Annotated in this window: 14 protein-coding genes; 7 read left to right on the forward strand and 7 right to left on the reverse strand. The window is 75.6% G+C overall.

The annotated features are described in order from the left end of the window. Nucleotides 1-142: 142 nt before the first annotated feature. Complete coding sequence (locus tag QC029_RS03905) at nt 143-970, forward strand: aldo/keto reductase (RefSeq protein ID WP_279553911.1); 828 nt, start codon at nt 143-145, stop codon at nt 968-970. A 199-nt stretch (nt 971-1,169) separates the two neighbouring features. Here QC029_RS03905 and QC029_RS03910 read toward each other — a convergent pair whose 3' ends face one another. Beyond that, nucleotides 1,170-1,478: a 4a-hydroxytetrahydrobiopterin dehydratase gene (locus QC029_RS03910; RefSeq protein WP_279553912.1), complete on the reverse strand. Its 309-nt coding sequence runs from the start codon at nt 1,476-1,478 to the stop codon at nt 1,170-1,172. A 51-nt stretch (nt 1,479-1,529) separates the two neighbouring features. Here QC029_RS03910 and QC029_RS03915 point away from each other — a divergent pair, with 51 nt between their 5' ends. After that, the gene (locus QC029_RS03915) at nt 1,530-2,348 is read left to right on the forward strand and encodes a helix-turn-helix domain-containing protein (RefSeq protein ID WP_279553913.1); all 819 of its coding nucleotides are present in this window, start codon (nt 1,530-1,532) and stop codon (nt 2,346-2,348) included. A 24-nt stretch (nt 2,349-2,372) separates the two neighbouring features. On the opposite strand, the gene QC029_RS03920 is transcribed toward QC029_RS03915, so the two are convergent. Continuing rightward, on the reverse strand, nt 2,373-2,819 hold the full coding sequence (locus QC029_RS03920; protein ID WP_279553914.1) for a hypothetical protein: 447 nt from the start codon (nt 2,817-2,819) through the stop codon (nt 2,373-2,375). Between the two features lie 284 nt (nt 2,820-3,103). Further along, nucleotides 3,104-5,182, reverse strand: a complete 2,079-nt coding sequence (locus QC029_RS03925) for a phage holin family protein (RefSeq protein ID WP_279553915.1) — start codon at nt 5,180-5,182, stop codon at nt 3,104-3,106. 225 nt (nt 5,183-5,407) lie between these two features. Between QC029_RS03925 and QC029_RS03930 the strand changes: the two genes are divergently transcribed. Both QC029_RS03930 and QC029_RS03935 read left to right on the forward strand, forming a co-directional pair. Further along, nucleotides 5,408-6,184, forward strand: coding sequence for an MBL fold metallo-hydrolase (locus tag QC029_RS03930; protein WP_279553916.1), 777 nt, complete (start codon nt 5,408-5,410; stop codon nt 6,182-6,184). Beyond that, nucleotides 6,181-6,816, forward strand: a complete 636-nt coding sequence (locus tag QC029_RS03935) for a DedA family protein (RefSeq protein WP_279553917.1) — start codon at nt 6,181-6,183, stop codon at nt 6,814-6,816. The genes QC029_RS03930 and QC029_RS03935 overlap by 4 nt, the downstream gene beginning before the upstream one ends. 23 nt (nt 6,817-6,839) lie before the next feature. Here the strand turns inward: QC029_RS03935 and QC029_RS03940 are convergent, their stop codons facing one another. From QC029_RS03940 to QC029_RS03950, 3 genes are all read right to left on the reverse strand, one after another. After that, on the reverse strand, nt 6,840-7,940 hold the full coding sequence (locus QC029_RS03940; RefSeq protein ID WP_279553918.1) for an MBL fold metallo-hydrolase: 1,101 nt from the start codon (nt 7,938-7,940) through the stop codon (nt 6,840-6,842). Beyond that, the gene (locus QC029_RS03945) at nt 7,937-9,313 is read right to left on the reverse strand and encodes a hypothetical protein (protein WP_279553919.1); all 1,377 of its coding nucleotides are present in this window, start codon (nt 9,311-9,313) and stop codon (nt 7,937-7,939) included. Before QC029_RS03945 ends, QC029_RS03940 begins: the two co-directional genes overlap by 4 nt. Before the next feature lie 125 nt (nt 9,314-9,438). Continuing rightward, the gene (locus QC029_RS03950; protein ID WP_279553920.1) at nt 9,439-10,185 is read right to left on the reverse strand and encodes an ANTAR domain-containing response regulator; all 747 of its coding nucleotides are present in this window, start codon (nt 10,183-10,185) and stop codon (nt 9,439-9,441) included. A 252-nt stretch (nt 10,186-10,437) separates the two neighbouring features. Between QC029_RS03950 and QC029_RS03955 the strand changes: the two genes are divergently transcribed. Beyond that, a complete protein-coding gene (locus tag QC029_RS03955) occupies nt 10,438-11,601 on the forward strand; it encodes a PAS domain-containing protein (protein ID WP_279553921.1) in 1,164 nt (387 codons plus the stop codon). Nucleotides 11,602-11,763: 162 nt separating this feature from the next. Here the strand turns inward: QC029_RS03955 and QC029_RS03960 are convergent, their stop codons facing one another. Continuing rightward, nucleotides 11,764-12,618: a SigB/SigF/SigG family RNA polymerase sigma factor gene (locus QC029_RS03960; protein WP_279553922.1), complete on the reverse strand. Its 855-nt coding sequence runs from the start codon at nt 12,616-12,618 to the stop codon at nt 11,764-11,766. Between the two features lie 237 nt (nt 12,619-12,855). Between QC029_RS03960 and QC029_RS03965 the strand changes: the two genes are divergently transcribed. After that, nucleotides 12,856-13,827 (forward strand): TIGR03557 family F420-dependent LLM class oxidoreductase, encoded by a 972-nt coding sequence (locus tag QC029_RS03965; protein WP_279553923.1) that lies wholly within the window; start codon nt 12,856-12,858, stop codon nt 13,825-13,827. A 46-nt stretch (nt 13,828-13,873) separates the two neighbouring features. Next, on the forward strand, nt 13,874-15,673 hold the full coding sequence (locus QC029_RS03970; RefSeq protein WP_279553924.1) for a thiamine pyrophosphate-requiring protein: 1,800 nt from the start codon (nt 13,874-13,876) through the stop codon (nt 15,671-15,673). Nucleotides 15,674-15,702: the final 29 nt, after the last annotated feature.

Raw genomic sequence — 15,702 nt, forward strand, 5'->3', positions numbered from 1 at the left:
GGCGCGGCGCCCCGGCACCGACCGCCGTCCTGCCCCCGACCGTCGTCCTGCCCCCCGGCCGGAACGGGAATGACAACGCTGCCATGATCGTTGGGACCCCGGGTACACGTGTCGCCAACCGACTGACAAGGACCGATCGCTCGTGAGCAACGTTCCCAACATCATCCTCAACAACGGCGTCCGGATGCCGCAGCTCGGCTTCGGCGTGTGGCAGGTGCCGGACGAGGAGGCCACCGCCGCCGTCGGGCACGCGCTCGCCTCGGGCTACCGCAGCATCGACACCGCCGCGGTCTACGAGAACGAGAAGGGCACCGGGAAGGCCATCGCCGAGTCCGGGGTGCCGCGCGAAGAACTCTTCGTGACCACCAAGGTGTGGAACAACCAGCAGGGCCGCGACGCCGCGCTGCGCGCCTTCGACGCCTCCCTGGAACGGCTGGGCCTGGACTACGTCGACCTCTACCTCATCCACTGGCCCGCGCCGAAGCAGGACAGGTACGTCGACACCTGGAAGGCGCTGGAGGAGATCCACGCCGACGGCCGCGCCAAGGCCATCGGCGTCTCCAACTTCAAGCCCACCCACCTGCGGCGGCTGATGGAGGAGACCGAGATCGTCCCCGCCGTCAACCAGATCGAGCTGCACCCCAACTTCCCGCAGGCCGAGTCCCGCGCCTTCCACGCCGAGCACGGCATCGCCACCGAGGCCTGGTCGCCGCTGGGCCAGGGCAAGGGCCTGCTGGACGACCCGGTGATCGCCGAGATCGCCCGCAGGCACGGCCGCACCCCGGCCCAGGTGGTGCTGCGCTGGCACCTCCAGCTCGGCAACGTGGTGATCCCCAAGTCCGTCACCCCCTCCCGGATCGAGGAGAACATCGACGTCTTCTCCTTCGTCCTGGACGACGACGACATGACGGGCCTGTCCACCCTGGACAACGGCACCCGGCTGGGCCCCGACCCGGACGAGATGGGCTGAGCGGAGCCCGGCCGCCGGCACGGCCCGCACCGGCGGTCCGGCGAGGCACGGCACGGCACGGCGCGACACGGCACTGTACGCGGACGCGCGGTGCGCCCCCTGCGGCGCGCCGCGCGTCCGCGCGTTCCCGCGGCGGGGCACGGAACGGGGCACGGCGGGTGCGTACCGGCACGTCACCGCGCGCCGCCGGGGCGGCGGGCTACGGGCGCGCGCCGTGCGAGGGGGCGATCTCCTCGATCCGGCGCGCCAGGCGCACGTCCAGCTCCGTCACCTTCCCGCCCACGCTGTGGGTGTTCACCGACACCTCCACCGTGTTGTAGCCCAGCAGCAGGTCCGCGTGGTGGTCCGACTCCTCCTGGATCTGCGCCGTGTGGAGCACCATCGCCGCGGCCGGGAAGTGCCCGGCGAAGGAGTACCTCCTCCTCAGCCGGTCCTCCGCGAACTCCCAGCCGGGCAGCTCCGCCAGCGCGGCGTCGATCTCCTGCGAGGTCAGCGGTCGGGGTGCCATGGCACGAAATCTCACTTCCCGTAGACGACCCTCCCAGCCTAGGGTCGCGGTATGGGATCCGTTGCGGTCGACGCGAGCACCAGGAGCACCGGTACCGGCGGAGTGGGGCCCCTGCTGCGGCACTGGCGGGAGCGCGCCGGGCTCAGCCAGCTCGAACTGGCCCTGCGCGCCGACTCCTCCGCCCGGCACATCAGCTTCGTCGAGACCGGGCGCACCCGCCCCAGCCCGGAGATGGTGCTCCGGCTGGCCGAGCACCTCGACGTCCCCGTACGCGAGCGCAACGCGCTGCTGCTGGCCGCCGGGCACGCGCCGCACTATCCCGAGACCCCCGTGGACGACCCCTCGCTGGCCGCCCTGCGCGGCGGCCTGGAGCGGATGCTGACGGCGTACGAGCCCTACCCGGCCCTGGTGGTGAACGGCCGGTACGAGGTGCTGGCCGCCAACCGCGGCATCGCCGCCTTCCTGGAGGGCACGGCCGAGCACCTGCTGCGGCCCCCGCTGAACGCCATGCGCCTCACCCTCCACCCCGACGGGCTGGCCCCGCGCATCCGCAACTTCCTGGAGTGGCGCGAGCACCTGCTGGAGCAGATGCGGCGGCAGCTCGCGCCGCTGCGGTCGGCGCCGCTGCGCGAGCTGTACGAGGAGGTCACCGCCTATCCGCTGCCCGAGGGGGGCGCCGAACGGCACGGCGCCGAGGGTCCCTTCGCCCTGCCGATGGTGATCGAGCACAGGGGGCACGTCCTGTCGTTCTTCTCCACCATCACCACCTTCAACACCCCCATGGACGTGACCGTCTCCGAGCTGGCCATGGAGACCTTCGTCCCGGCCGACCCGGAGACGGCCGCCCTGCTGCCGGAGCTGATCGGCTAGCCGGCCGCCGGCCGCACGCCCCGCTCAGGGCCGCGGGGAGCGGAGCACCGCGCGCAGCGCCAGGTGCTGGGCCACCGCGAAGGCGGCGACCACCGCGGCCTGGAGCGGGATCCACACCCACCCCGCCGCGGACGGCTCCAGCACGCCGAGCGCGAGGGCGGCGGCGCCGGCCAGCGCCCACAGCAGGTTCCCCTCCACCACCACGCGCACCCAGGGCGCGGGCGGTACGGGGCGGCTCGCCAGGAAGCCGACCCCCGCGCTGTACGGCAGCAGGAAGGCGCCGGCGCCCAGCAGCAGGCCGGTGTCCACGCCCAGCAGCCGTCCGAGGAGGCCGGACAGGGCGAGGTAGGCGACGGCGTTGACGCCGGTGACGGCCGCGTCCAGGGCCAGGAGGCGGCGCAGCAGCGGCAGCGCGGCGGGGACGGGGGCGGGGCGGGTGGTGCCGAAGGTGGCGGGCGAGGTCGCGGACATGGCGGGATCGGCCTCCGTCGGGTCGGGTGCGGTCGGGACGCTCCGGCCGTACACGCGGGCCGGAGGCCGGGTTCCGGCCGGAGTGCGCCGGCCGGAACCCGGTGACCCCACCCTGCCGCCGCTCCGCCCGGCGGTCGATTACCGCCGAGGTAATCGCGGGCCGGATCCCGCTCCCGATCTGCGGACATCCGCTTGGCACACTTTTCCTACGACTCCCGGGCCCGGACCGGCCCGGACCGGCCCGGACCGGCCCGGACCGGCCCGGGCGGAGCGCCCGGGCCGGGTCAGCGCAGGGGCACGCGGTCCGGGATGAAGGGGGCGGTCACGGCCGGGGCGGCCTGCGCCTCGCGCAGCCAGCCGCTCAGCACGCGGTGGATCCGCTCGGCGCCGACCGGTTCGCCGTCCGCGTCCGGCGCGGACAGCAGCAGCGGGTAGAGGAGGAACGCCCGTGACTGCTCGCCGCCGAGGCCGCCGTGGGAGCCGATCTGCTCCTCGAAGGCGTGGACGGCGCCGGTGGCCGGGTCGAGGGCCGAGTTGACCATGATGTCGGCGGCGTGCGGGAAGCGCGCGGTGCGCCGCACCAGCCCGGCCGCGCGGGGCCCGTAGGGCTCCAGGGGGTCCTCGCCGACGATCTCCCCGGTGTCCAGGCGGTGTTCGCTGTCGCCGGCGCCGAGCACCACCGGCCCGTGGCGCTCGCTGTCGACGAGCAGGAAGCCGATGCCGGGGTGGTTGGCGAGGGTGCGCAGCAGGGCGGGGTGGCGGCGGTCGATCTCCTCGCGGGTGGCCCGCCCGGGGATGCCGGGGAAGGAGACCAGCCCGAGGTTGCCCGAGCCCAGCACCACCGGGTCGGAGGTGGGGGCGGGCCAGTGGGGCTCGGCGCCGTGCCCGTCCTCGGGCCGGTGCAGGGCGGCGCGGGCGGCGGCGCGGGCCTCGGCGCCGCTCGCCGAGTGCCGGGCCCGCCGGGAGACCGGCAGCCCGCATCCGGCGCGGACCAGGTCCTCCAGGGTCAGCCCGTAGTGGGAGGCGAAGGTCTCGCCGGGACTCTGCCCGTGGTCGGACAGGAGCACCAGGCGGTAGGGCCGGGGGGCCTGGGCCGCGACCTTGGCGATCAGGCCGACGGACCGGTCCAGCCGGCGCAGCACCTGGTGGGTGTCGCGGCCGCGCGGGCCGGAGTGGTGGGCGACCTCGTCGTAGGCGACGAGGTCGGCGTAGACGGCGGTCCGCCCGTTGAGGATGTCGCCGAGGACGGAGGCCACCACCACGTCCCGCTGGACGACGGTGGCGAAGGCCCGGATGAACGGGTAGAGCCCGCCGCGCGGCACCCGCGGGCTGTCCCCGCGGAGTCTGGCGCGGGTGGACTGGACGACCTCGCGGACGACTTCGGCGACGAAGGAGACGGCGGTGCGGGTGGCGTTGGCCGGGTCGGAGAAGTACGCGAAGTACCCGGCGCGCGACCGGTTGTGCCGGCCGCGCCGGGCGGAGACGGAGAGCACCAGGGCGACCTGGGCCGCGCCGCCGCTGAAGAGGTTGCCGCGGCTGGCTCCGTCGTGGGCGAGCAGCCCCGGTACGCCGCTGCGCTCGGCGGCGCGGCGCTGGAGCTGGGCGGCGCTGGAGGGCCGGTTGCTGATCACCACCTCGCCGGTCTCCTTCTCGTACCAGCGGAAGGCGGGCACGTCCTCGTTGGAGCCGTGCAGGATGCCGAGCTGGCTGGCGCCGGTCTGGCTGGACCAGTCGGTGTGCCAGGGGACGAGGCGGTGGGTGTCGCGGCACATGGCGGCGACGGTGGGCATCAGCGGCTCGCCGCCCTCGGGGGCGGCGATCGCGTCGAGCAGTACGTCGTGGCCGAGGCCGTCGAGCTGGAGGAAGACGGTGCCGGGGGTGGCGGGCATCCGCCGGCGCCCGGAGCGGCGCCAGCGGCGGTCGGCGAGCCGGGCCAGGCGCCGCCGGTACGCCCGGTCGTCACGGACGGCCAGGAAGGTGCTGGCCGCCGAGGAGGCGGCGGACATCGCGGCGGCGACGACCACGGCGGTGCGGGGGTCGGCCTCGCCGCGGTAGTCGGGCAGGAGGGCGAGCGCCAGCAGCAGCAGCGAGCCGTTGAGGAAGAACACCAGCAGGCCCAGCACCAGGGCGGGCACCAGCAGCAGGGCCCGTACCAGCAGGGGCCACACCAGGGCGCTGAGCAGGCCGAAGGCGCCGGCGCCGAGGGCGGCGGTGATCCCGATGGTGGTGGCGGTGTCGCCGTCGGCGGACTGGAGCCGGAAGTCGGGCAGCGCTCCGGCCAGGACGAGCATGGTGAGGGTGCTCACCGCCCACACGACCAGGACGCGCAGTACCGCGCCGCCCGCCCTGCGCCAGGCCGCCATCCGCACTCCGTCCCGCCTTTCCGTCTCCGGGCCCTCGCCCCTCGCCGTCCGGTGCCGGAGCCGCCCCGGCATGTTCCACTTTTCCACAGTCCGTCACCGGCCCGGGGGCCCGCGCGGAAGGGCTGTGCGGAAGGAGCGGAAGGACCTGCGGGACCGGCAGGACGGGCGGGAGGGAATGAGAGGATCGGTACGGGGAAGGGCCCAGCGGACGGAAGGAGGGTCCGGGTGCCGGCGGAGATCACCTGGTGGGGCCATGCGACGACGGCGGTGCGCGACTCCGGCGTGACGGTGCTCACCGACCCGCTGCTCGTCCGCAGGCTGGCCCATCTGCGCAGGCGGCGCGGGGAGCTGCCGCCCGATTCGGTGGCGCGGGTGGACGTGGCGGTGGTCTCCCACCTGCACGCCGACCATCTGCACCTGCCCTCCCTGGCCCGCCTCCTGCCCGGCACGCGCCTCGTGGTGCCGCGCGGCGCGCTCGCCTCGGTGGCGGGGTTGCGGCGGCTGGCGGGGCGGCTGCGGATCGAGGAGGTGGACGCGGGCGAGACCGTACGGGTCGGGCCGGTGACCGTCCGCGCGGTGCCCGCGGAGCACGACGGGCGCCGGCTGCCCTACGGGCCCCGGCTGGCGCCCGCCCTGGGCTACGTGGTCGAGGGGGAGTCCCGGACGTACTTCGCCGGGGACACCGGGCTGTTCGACTCCATGGCGGAGGAGGTCGGCCCCGTCGACGCGGCGCTGCTGCCGGTCGGCGGCTGGGGGCCGAGGCTGGGCGACGGCCACATGAACGCGCGCCGGGCCGCCCAGGCGCTGGCCCGGCTGCGGGCGCCAGTGGCGGTGCCGGTGCACTACGGCACGTACTGGCCGATCGGTCTGGACGCGGTCCGGCCGCACGAGTTCCACTCCCCCGGGGACGAGTTCGTACGGCTGGCGGCGCGCGCGGCCCCCGCCTCGGCGGCGCGCCGGCTGGAGCACGGCGAGAGCCTGCGGCTGGAGGCGGCGGGGTGATCGAGGGGCTGCTCGGCGCGGTGCGGGAGATCCCTGCGCAGGTGGCGCCTGGGGCGGTGGGTTATCCATCGCTGTTCCTGCTGGTGGCGTTCGGCGCGCTGGTGCCGGTGGTGCCGACGGGGGCGGTGGTCAGCGGGGCGGCGGCGGTGGCCTTCCACCGCAGTCCTCCGGCCCTTCCGCTGCTGCTGGTGTTCGCCGTCGCGGCGCTGGCCGCGTTCCTCGGCGACCTGCTGCTGTACTGGCTCGGGCAGCGCGGCGGGCGGTCGAGGAGCGGTTCGCGCTGGCTGGGGAGGATGCGCGAGCGGGCCGCGCCGGACCGGCTGGCGGCCGCGCGCCGGAAGCTGGACGAGCACGGTGTGACGGTGCTGGTCCTCTCCCGGCTGGTGCCGGCCGGGCGGATACCGGTGATGGTGGCCTGCCTCCTGTCGAGGATGCCGGTGCGGCAGTTCGTGCGCGGTGCCGCGCCGGCCTGCCTGGTGTGGACGGCGACGTATCAGATGATCGGGATCCTGGGCGGGTCGCTGTTCCCCGAGCCGTGGCAGGGCGTGGCCGCGGCGGTCGGCCTGACGCTGCTGGCCGGCGCGGTCCCCCAGGTGTGGCGGCGGCTGCGCCCGGCGCGGGCCCCGCGGTAGCGCCGGGCCGGGGCGCCCGGTCCCTACCCCAGGATCCTGGAGGCCCCGACCGGCATGTCCCACAGGTCCTCGCGCGGGCGGCCCGCCGCGGCCCAGGCGGCCCGCACCCGGTTCAGCGGTTCCAGCGGGGGCTCGGCCGAGAGCAGGAAGGTGGCCCAGTGCATGGGGGCCATGCGGCGGGCGCCGAGGTCCCGGCAGGCGGCGACGGCCTCCTCGGGGTCGGTGTGCACGGGGCGGAGCATCCGGCGGGGCGCGTACGCGCCGATCGGCAGCAGGGCGAGGTCGATGCCGGGGTAGCGGCGGCCGATCTCGGCGAACCAGTGGCCGTACCCGGTGTCGCCCGCGAAGTGGAGCCGCTGCCCGTGGCGGTCGGTGAGCACCCAGCCGCCCCACAGCGAGCGGCAGGTGTCGGTGAGGGTGCGCCGGGACCAGTGGTGGGCGGGGACGAAGTCGAAGCGCACGGCGCCGCCGCCCGGCGAGGGCAGTTCGGCCGCCTCCCACCAGTCCAGCTCGGTGACGCGGGCGAAGCGGCGCCTGCGGCACCAGGCGCCGAGCCCGGCGGGGACGAACAGCGGGGTGTCGCGCGGCAGTCGCCTGAGGGTGGGGGCGTCGAGGTGGTCGTAGTGGTTGTGGGAGATCACCACGGCATCGACGCGCGGCAGGTCCTCCCAGGGGACGCCGACCGGGGTGACCCGCGCCGGGGTGCCCAGGATCCGGCGGGACCAGACGGGGTCGGTCAGGACGGTGAGACCGCCGATGCGCACCACCCAGCTGGCGTGCCCGGCCCAGGTGACGGCGACGGTGTCGGCGTCGACCGGCGGCAGGGGCGCCGGCTCGCAGGGCAGCAGGGGGACCTCGCGCAGCGCCTCCGGGTCGGGGCGCGTGCTGCCCTCCCTGGCTATCCGGGACAGGGAGCGCAGGCCGGGCAGGGGCTCGGTGAGCCGGTCGGCGAAGGTGCGCGGCCAGGTGCGCCGCTCGCCGAGCGGGCGGGGCACGGGCAGGGCGGGGGGCCGGGGGGAGCCGGGGGCGTCCGGGGAGCCGAGGACGGCGGGGGCGGCGGGGACGGCGGGGGCGGCAGGGGCGTCGAGGAGGGCGGGTGCGGGCTGCTCGGTCTGTTCGGTCATGCGGGGCTCCCATCTGCGTCCGGGAACTTCACGGGGTGCGCGGCCGCCGGGCCTCCGGCCGTCAGCTCCTCCAGGGCCGACGCCAGCGACGCCAGCGCCTCCGTCACCTCCGGCCGTTCGAGGGGATGGCGGGCGTCCGGAGGGCCGGAGGGGGGCGTGCGGGGCGTGGTGGGCCCGGCGCCCGGGGAGGCGCCGCGGGCCAGCACGTCGGTCGACAGCCGCACCCGCAGGGCGCGCGGATCGTCGCCGAAGCGGTGGCCGCCCAGGGCGTACGGGCCCAGCCGCCGCACCAGTTCCGCCTCCAGCCCGGCGGCGTCCTCGATGCCGCGGGCGGCCAGCGCGGGGCGCAGCGCCTCGAAGTCGGGATACAGGTGCCGTCCCGCGTGCGGCGGGCGGCAGACCGCGCCGGCGCCGGTCAGGGCGCGGTGGAGGGCGAGGGCGAGTACGGCGTGGACGCGGTTGCCGGCGGCGCGGTGCTCGCGCAGCGGCTCCGGCTCGCCCAGCGCCTCGGCGGCGGCCTCGGCGTCCCGGCCGCGGGGGCGGGCGTGCAGGGCGGCCAGGACGGCGCGCGTCCGCCTTCCCAGCTCCCGGCCGCGCCCGGTGGCGGGGAGGCGGGCGACGCCCGTGGCGGTGCCGGGCCAGAAGGCGGACTCCGGGTCGGCGCCGAGGTCGACCAGGACCACGACGGAGTCGTGGTCCGTACCGCCCTGTTCCCGGCCGTGCGCGCCGGGAACGCCGTGCAGGGCGCCGGCGTGGGCTCCGGCGTGGGTGCCGGCGGTGCGGGGGCCGGGGCGGTGCAGGATCTCGGCGGGGCTGACGGTCACCGTGCCGTGGGGGTCGTGGGAGGTGTCGCGCCAGCTCTCGTCGCTGATGACCAGCAGGTCCTCCTGGACGGCCGCCTCGCACACCTCGTGCAGCAGTTCGGGCGGCGCGGCGGTTCCGGTGAGGCCGTCGGCCACGGAGAGCAGCAGCACCCGCGGGTCGCCGCCGCCGGCACGGGCCCGGCCCACGGACTCCAGCAGCGCGAAGGGGTCGGGCACCCCGCCGCACTCGGCCGGCACGGGCACGGGGTGCAGCGGCCGGCCGAGTAGCCGGGCCTGGTCGGCGTGCCAGGCGGGGCCGGGCCGGGGCAGCACCACCCCGCCGGTGTCCGCGCCGCCCTCCGCCCCGTCTCCCCCGTCCGTGTTCCCGTCGGCGGCGGCGAGCAGCGCCAGCAGGAGCAGGGGCGCGGTGGGGGCCGCCACGACCTGGCCGGGTTCGGTCGGCAGACCGCGCCGCCGCCAGTAGCCGCAGGCCGCCTCGGCCACGGCGTCGTGCACGGCCGGTACGGGGACGGCCGCGGGGGCGGGGCCGTCCGGTCGGGTCTGCTGCATCCGTGCCTCCACCGTGTCCTGCTGCTGCGTCCTGCTGCGTCCTGTCGCGTCCCGCCGTGTCCTGCTGTCCCGCCGTCTGCCGCCGCCGTGCCACCGCCGTGTCGCCGCCGGGCGGCGCGCGGCCGCTAGGGCACCTCCCGGAAGCGCTGGAGCTCCTGCTCTATGCCGTGGCCCCGGGTGCGCACCAGGGCCCGGGCCAGGTCGGAGAGTTTGCGGTTGGTGTGCTGCGAGATCCTGCGCAGCAGGGCGAACGCCTCCTCCGCGTCACAGCCGAGCACGTACATCACGATCCCGCACGCCTGGTCGACGACGGGTCTGCTGCGCAGCGCGCCCTCGAGCTGCTCCACCTCCGCCAGCGCCTCGCGGTAGCGGCGGTCGCGGGCCAGTCCGGTGGCGGCGAGGTCGCCCAGCAGCGCCGCCGGGCAGTGGACGGTCTCCTCCAGCGGGTGGGGGCGGAAGCCGTGGACGGTGACGGTGAGCGTGAGGTCGCCGCGGCGGTACGGCAGGGTCGCGCTGGAGCGCAGGCCCATGTCCAGCGCCCTGGCGCGGTAGCCGGGCCAGCGGTCGTCCAGCAGCAGGTCGTCGGAGCCGGCGGGCCGGCCGGTGCGCAGGGCCTGGGGCACGGGACCGTCCCCGTCCTCCCACTGGACGGCGACGAGCGCGGACAGGTCCGGATGGGTGACGGCGGTGGTCCCCTCGGCCGGATCGCCGCCGGTGTGGGCGGTGGCGGTGGCGCCGCAGCAGCCGGGGGTGCACCGGACGACCTGTTCGGCCAGCCGGGCGAGGCCGCGGGCGGACGAGGCGGCGTCGAGCGCCGGCTCCGGCTGGGCCGGAGCGATCCCGAGGGGAATCGCGTCGCATCGGTCCGGCATGGCGCTGCTCGGTCCTTTCCCGTTCTCCGGCTGTCTCCGGTGGGCCGCTGGACGGCCGGTCCCGAGGGATCGGCTGCCCCGCGTGGCGGACGGGAAACGGCCGTTGGATCAAGCCGTCCCGGACGGACACCGGCCGCCCGGGAGCGCGCCCGGCGCTCTCCCGCACCTCCATCTTCTCGACAAAGAGTGATGAGTCATATTTTTCCGCGTGACCAACGAGACCTGCGACAGTTCGCGGGTTACGTTGAGCGCATGGCGCAGGCGGAGGAGTTTGGAGCGGAGCTGGCGGACTTCCGCCGGAGGGTGGAGGAGCTGCGGTCCGCGCGCGCCCTGCCGGACGCGGACCGGCTGCCCGCCCTGGACGCCGCCCTCCTCGAGCTCCAGCACGTGGCCGAGGTGCTGTGGCCGCGCTACGAGGAGCTGACCGCCGAGCCCCGGGGCGGCGGCCGGGAGGAGCACCACGAGCACCAGCTCCTGCGCGCCCTGTTCCAGCGGCTTCCCGTGGCGGTGGCCCTGCTGGACCGCGACGGGGTGGTGCGCCGGTTCAACCCCGCCGCGACCCAGCTGTTCGGGGTGCGCGCCGGGTACGCCACCGGGCGGGCGCTGACCGGTTCGCTGGCCCACGACTCCCGGGCGGTCTTCCGCTCCCAGACGGCGGCCGTCGCCCGCGGCGAGGGCGACCGCAGCCTGGTCGTCCGTCTGCTGCGCCCTCCGGAGCGGGAGCGGTACGCCGGGAGCGAGCTGCGGGCCACCCTGACGGCGCTGCGGCCCCCGTGCGAGCCGCGCACGGTCGTCCTCGCCGTCTTCCAGCGGGCGGTGGCCCCCGCGCCGGAGGCCGCCGGGCCCGGCGCTCCGGACCCGGCCGCGGTGGAGCGCGGCGCACCCGGCTCCGATCTGACCGAGGCCGTGCGCGGCGCCGAACTGATGGACCTGCTGGACGAGATGACGGGGGCGCTGCTCCTGGCGGACTCCCCCAAGGAGGTGCCCCAGCGGGCGGCCGACGTGCTCTACGGGCGGTTCGCCGACTGGGTGGTCGTCGACGTCGCCGTGCCCGGCGGGGCGCTGCGGCGGGCCGCCGTCCTGGCCTCGGCCGGACGGCTGCGCGACGCGGTCGCCGAGCAGGACCCGTCCTCCTGGCCGCCGGTGGTGGACGCGGTACGGCACGGCGGCGCGACCCTGCGGGTGCGGCCGGAGGATCCCGGGATCCTGGGCCGGGACGCCGCCGGCGCCCCCGTCCTGGTGCGCGCCGAGGTCGGCTCGCTGCTGTGCGTGCCGCTGGCCGACGGCGCGGGAGGCCCGGCGCTCGGCGCGCTGACGCTGCTGCGCACCGGGGGCCGCAGGCCCTTCGAGCTGGCGGAGGCCGGCGCCGTGGACCGGATTGCGCGGCACATCGCCCTCGCGCTGCGCGGCCTGTGAGCGGCCTGTGAGCGGCCGGTGAACTCCCGGACGCCCCGGGCGGAGGCACCCGCAGCGCCCTGAGCGCCCGGACACCGCCGACGTCCGGACGCCCCGCGCACGTACGACGGCCGCGCCCGCGCGGGGTGCGCGGGCGCGGCCGTCCCGGCCGGGCCGGACGCGTCAGGCGGCCTGGGAGCCGGCGTAGGCCCGCTCCCGCTCCCGGTCCTGCTCGCGCTCCAGGTCGGCCTCGACCTCGGCGTGCAGGCGGTTGCAGGTGCGGCTGATCAGCCGGGAGACGTGCATCTGGGAGATACCGAGCTGCTCGGCGATCCGGCTCTGGGTCATGTCGCAGAAGAAGCGCAGGTAGAGGATCTTGCGCTCGCGCTCGGGCAGCTTGCGCAGCCGGGGCTTGAGCGACTCGCGGTAGACGACGAGGTCGAAGCCGGGCTCGGCGCTGCCGAGGGTGTCGACGAGGGCGTAGCCGTCGTCGGCGCCGGGCAGTTCGGCGTCCAGGGAGAGGGTGCTGTAGCTCTCCAGGGCCTCGGAGCCGATGCGCACCTCCTCCTCCGTCAGGCCGCTGTGCTCCGCTATCTCCCTGACGCCGGGGGTGCGGCCGTCGAGGGAGTGGCTGAGCTGGCGGCTGGAGGCGCGCACGCGGTTGCGCAGCTCCTGCACCCGGCGCGGTACGTGCAGACCCCACATGTGGTCGCGGAAGTGCCGTTTGATCTCGCCGACGATGGTCGGGACGGCGAAGCTCTCGAACGCGCTGCCGCGCGCCGGGTCGTAGCGGGTGACCGCCTTCACCAGGCCCAGGGCGGCCACCTGCTCCAGGTCCTCCAGGGATTCGCCGCGATTGCGGAAGTGCCGGGCGAGGCGCTCGGCCATGGGCATCCAGGCCCGCACGACCTGCTGCCGCAGCTCGTCGCGCTCCGGGCCGTCGGGGAGTTCGGAGATGCGCTGGAACTCGGCGGAGGTGTCGGGGGCGTCGTCGTGGGGGTGCCGCGCGTGCTTGGCTCGTGCTCGTACGGGGGTCATGTGCGGTCTCTCCCGAACTGTGGACTGTGGCTCTGTGGGGATCACCGCGGGAACGGGCACAGGGGGGACCAGGGCTGGAGCACCCGGGGCGGGGAATGCCACCGCTCCCGCGGATGTGCCTGCGGTCCGAAGCACGAGGGTTCGGATGCCCGGGGCCCACCCCTTCAAACGATGTTTTTCGCGTCGGCACCCGGTTACCCGGTGCCCGCACCGTCCGGCGTGTGAAGGGCAGCTCCGATGACCGACTACGGCTACTTCCTGGCCTGCGAGGACCACGGGCCGAAAGAGCTGGTCGAACAGGCTCGGATGGCCGAGCAGGCGGGGTTCACCTCGCTGTGGATCTCCGACCACTACCACCCCTGGAACAGCGCCCAGGGCCACAGTCCGTTCGTGTGGTCCGTCATCGGCGCCCTCTCCCAGGCGACCTCGCTGCCCGTGCAGACGGCGGTCACCTGCCCGACCGTGCGCACCCACCCGGCGGTGGTCGCCCAGGCCGCCGCCACCAGCGCCGTGCTGCTGGACGGCCGCTTCCGGCTGGGCGTGGGCACCGGCGAGGCGCTGAACGAGCACATCCTGGGCGGCCCCTGGCCCCAGGCGTCGGTGCGGATGGAGATGCTGGAGGAGGCCATCGGCGTCATCCGGCGCCTGCTGACCGGGGAGGAGGTCAGCCACCACGGCAAGCACTACACCGTGGAGAACGCCCGGCTGTACGACGTGCCCGGCGAGCCGGTCCCTATCGACGTCTCCGGCTTCGGGCCGGCCGCCATCGAGCTGGCCGGGCGGGTCGGCGACGGCTTCATCACCACCATGCCGGACGTGGAGGGGCTGGAGCGCTTCCGCCGCAGCGGCGGCGGGCGCGGCTCCGGGCAGGGCCCGGCGTTCGCCGGGACGAAGGTCTGCTACGACACCGACCGCGACGAGGCCGTGCGCACCGTCCACCGCCGCTGGCCCAACATGTTCCTGCCCGGCGAGCTGGGGCAGGTCCTGCCCACCCCCGCCCACTTCGAGCAGGCCTCGCAGTTGGTGACCGAGGAGCACGTGACCGGGTCCGGGCTGGTGTGCGGCAACGACCCCGACGAGCACGTGCGCGCCCTGAAGGAGTTCGCCGACGCCGGGTTCGACGTGGTCCACGTCAACCAGATCGGCCCCGACCTGCGGGGATTCTTCGACTTCTACCGAACGAACGTACTGCCGCGGCTGAGCGGGTGAACGGCCCCCGGGGCCCGCGGCCGAGCGGCGGAGAGGAGCCGTCTGCATGAGCGAGAAGGTGTCGGACCACGTACTGGCGCGGCTGCGCGAGTGGGGCGTGGAGTACGTGTTCGGCTATCCCGGCGACGGCATCAACGGGCTGCTCGCCGCCTGGGAGCGCGCCGGGGACCGGCCGCGCTTCGTCCAGTCCCGGCACGAGGAGATGTCGGCCTTCGAGGCCGTGGGCTACGCCAAGTTCGGCGGCCGGGTCGGGGTGTGCGCCGCGACCTCCGGTCCCGGGGCGATCCACCTGCTCAACGGCCTGTACGACGCCAAGCTCGACCACGTCCCGGTGGTGGCGATCGTCGGGCAGACCGATCGCAGCGCGATGGGCGGCTCCTACCAGCAGGAGGTCGACCTCCACACCCTCTTCAAGGACGTGGCCTCGGAGTTCGTCGAGACCGTCACCGTCCCGCAGCAGCTCCCCAACGTCCTGGACCGGGCGATCCGCACCGCGTACGCCCGCCGCTGCCCCACCGCCGTGATCATTCCGGCGGACGTGCAGGAGCTGGAGTACGAGCCGCCCGCCCACGCGTTCAAGATGGTGCCCTCCAGCCTGGACGTCAGCGACTGGACGTCCGTGCCCTCCGACGAGGCGCTGGAGCGCGCCGCGGAGGTCCTCAACGCGGGCGAGAGGGTCGCGGTGCTGGTCGGACAGGGCGCCGCCGGGGCGCGGGCGGAGGTGGAACGGGTCGCCGACACGCTCGGCGCCGGAGTGGCCAAGGCGCTGCTGGGCAAGGACGTCCTGCCCGACACGCTGCCGTACGTCACCGGCGCCATCGGGCTGCTGGGCACCCGGCCGAGCTACGAGCTGATGCGCGACTGCGACACGCTGCTGACGATCGGCTCCAGCTTCCCCTACTCCCAGTTCCTGCCGGAGTACGGGAAGGCGCGGGGGGTGCAGATCGACATCGATCCGCACATGGTCGGGATGCGCTACCCGTACGAGGTGAACCTCGTGGGCGACGCGCGCGCCACGCTGGCGCGGCTGCTGCCGATGCTGCGCCGCAAGGAGGACCGCTCCTGGCAGGAGGGGATCACGTCGGCGGTGGAGCGCTGGTGGCAGGTGATGGAGCGGCAGGCGAAGGTCTCCTCCGACCCCGTCAACCCCCAGCACGTGATGCACGCCCTGGACCCGCTGCTGCCGGAGGACGCGGTCATCAGCGCCGACTCGGGCTCGGCCACCGACTGGTACGCCCGCCACATCCGGATGCGCGGCACCATGCGCGGCTCGCTGTCGGGGACGCTGGCCACCATGGGGTGCGGGGTGCCCTACGCCATCGGCGCGAAGTTCGCCCACCCCGACCGCCCGGCGATCGCGCTGGTGGGCGACGGCGCCATGCAGATGAACGGGCTGGCGGAGCTGATCACCATCGCCAGGTACCGCTCCGAGTGGAGCGATCCGCGGCTGGTGGTGGCGGTGTGGAACAACCGCGACCTCAACCAGGTCACCTGGGAGATGCGCTCGATGAGCGGGTCGCCGCAGTTCCTGGCCTCACAGCGGCTCCCGGACGTCTCCTACGCGGACTTCGCCGCCTCGCTGGGCCTGACCGGCGTGCGGGTGGAGCGGCCGGAGGACGTCGAACGGGGCTGGCGGCGGGCGCTGGAGGCCGACGGGCCGGCGGTCGTGGAGTTCCTGACCGATCCGGCGATGCCGCCGATCCCGCCGCACGCCACCTGGGACCAGATCGAGGCCACCGTGGCGGCGGTGGTCAAGGGCGACTCGGACCGCCTGGCGATGCTCACACAGGGGGTGAAGGCGAAGGTGCAGGAGATCCTGCCGGGCGGTGCGCGGCGGGGGGACTGAGACCGGGGCGGACCGAGCGGCCGCCCGCG

It is taken from the genome of Streptomyces sp. DH37 (genome assembly GCF_029813835.1).
Lineage (GTDB): Bacteria > Actinomycetota > Actinomycetes > Streptomycetales > Streptomycetaceae > Streptomyces.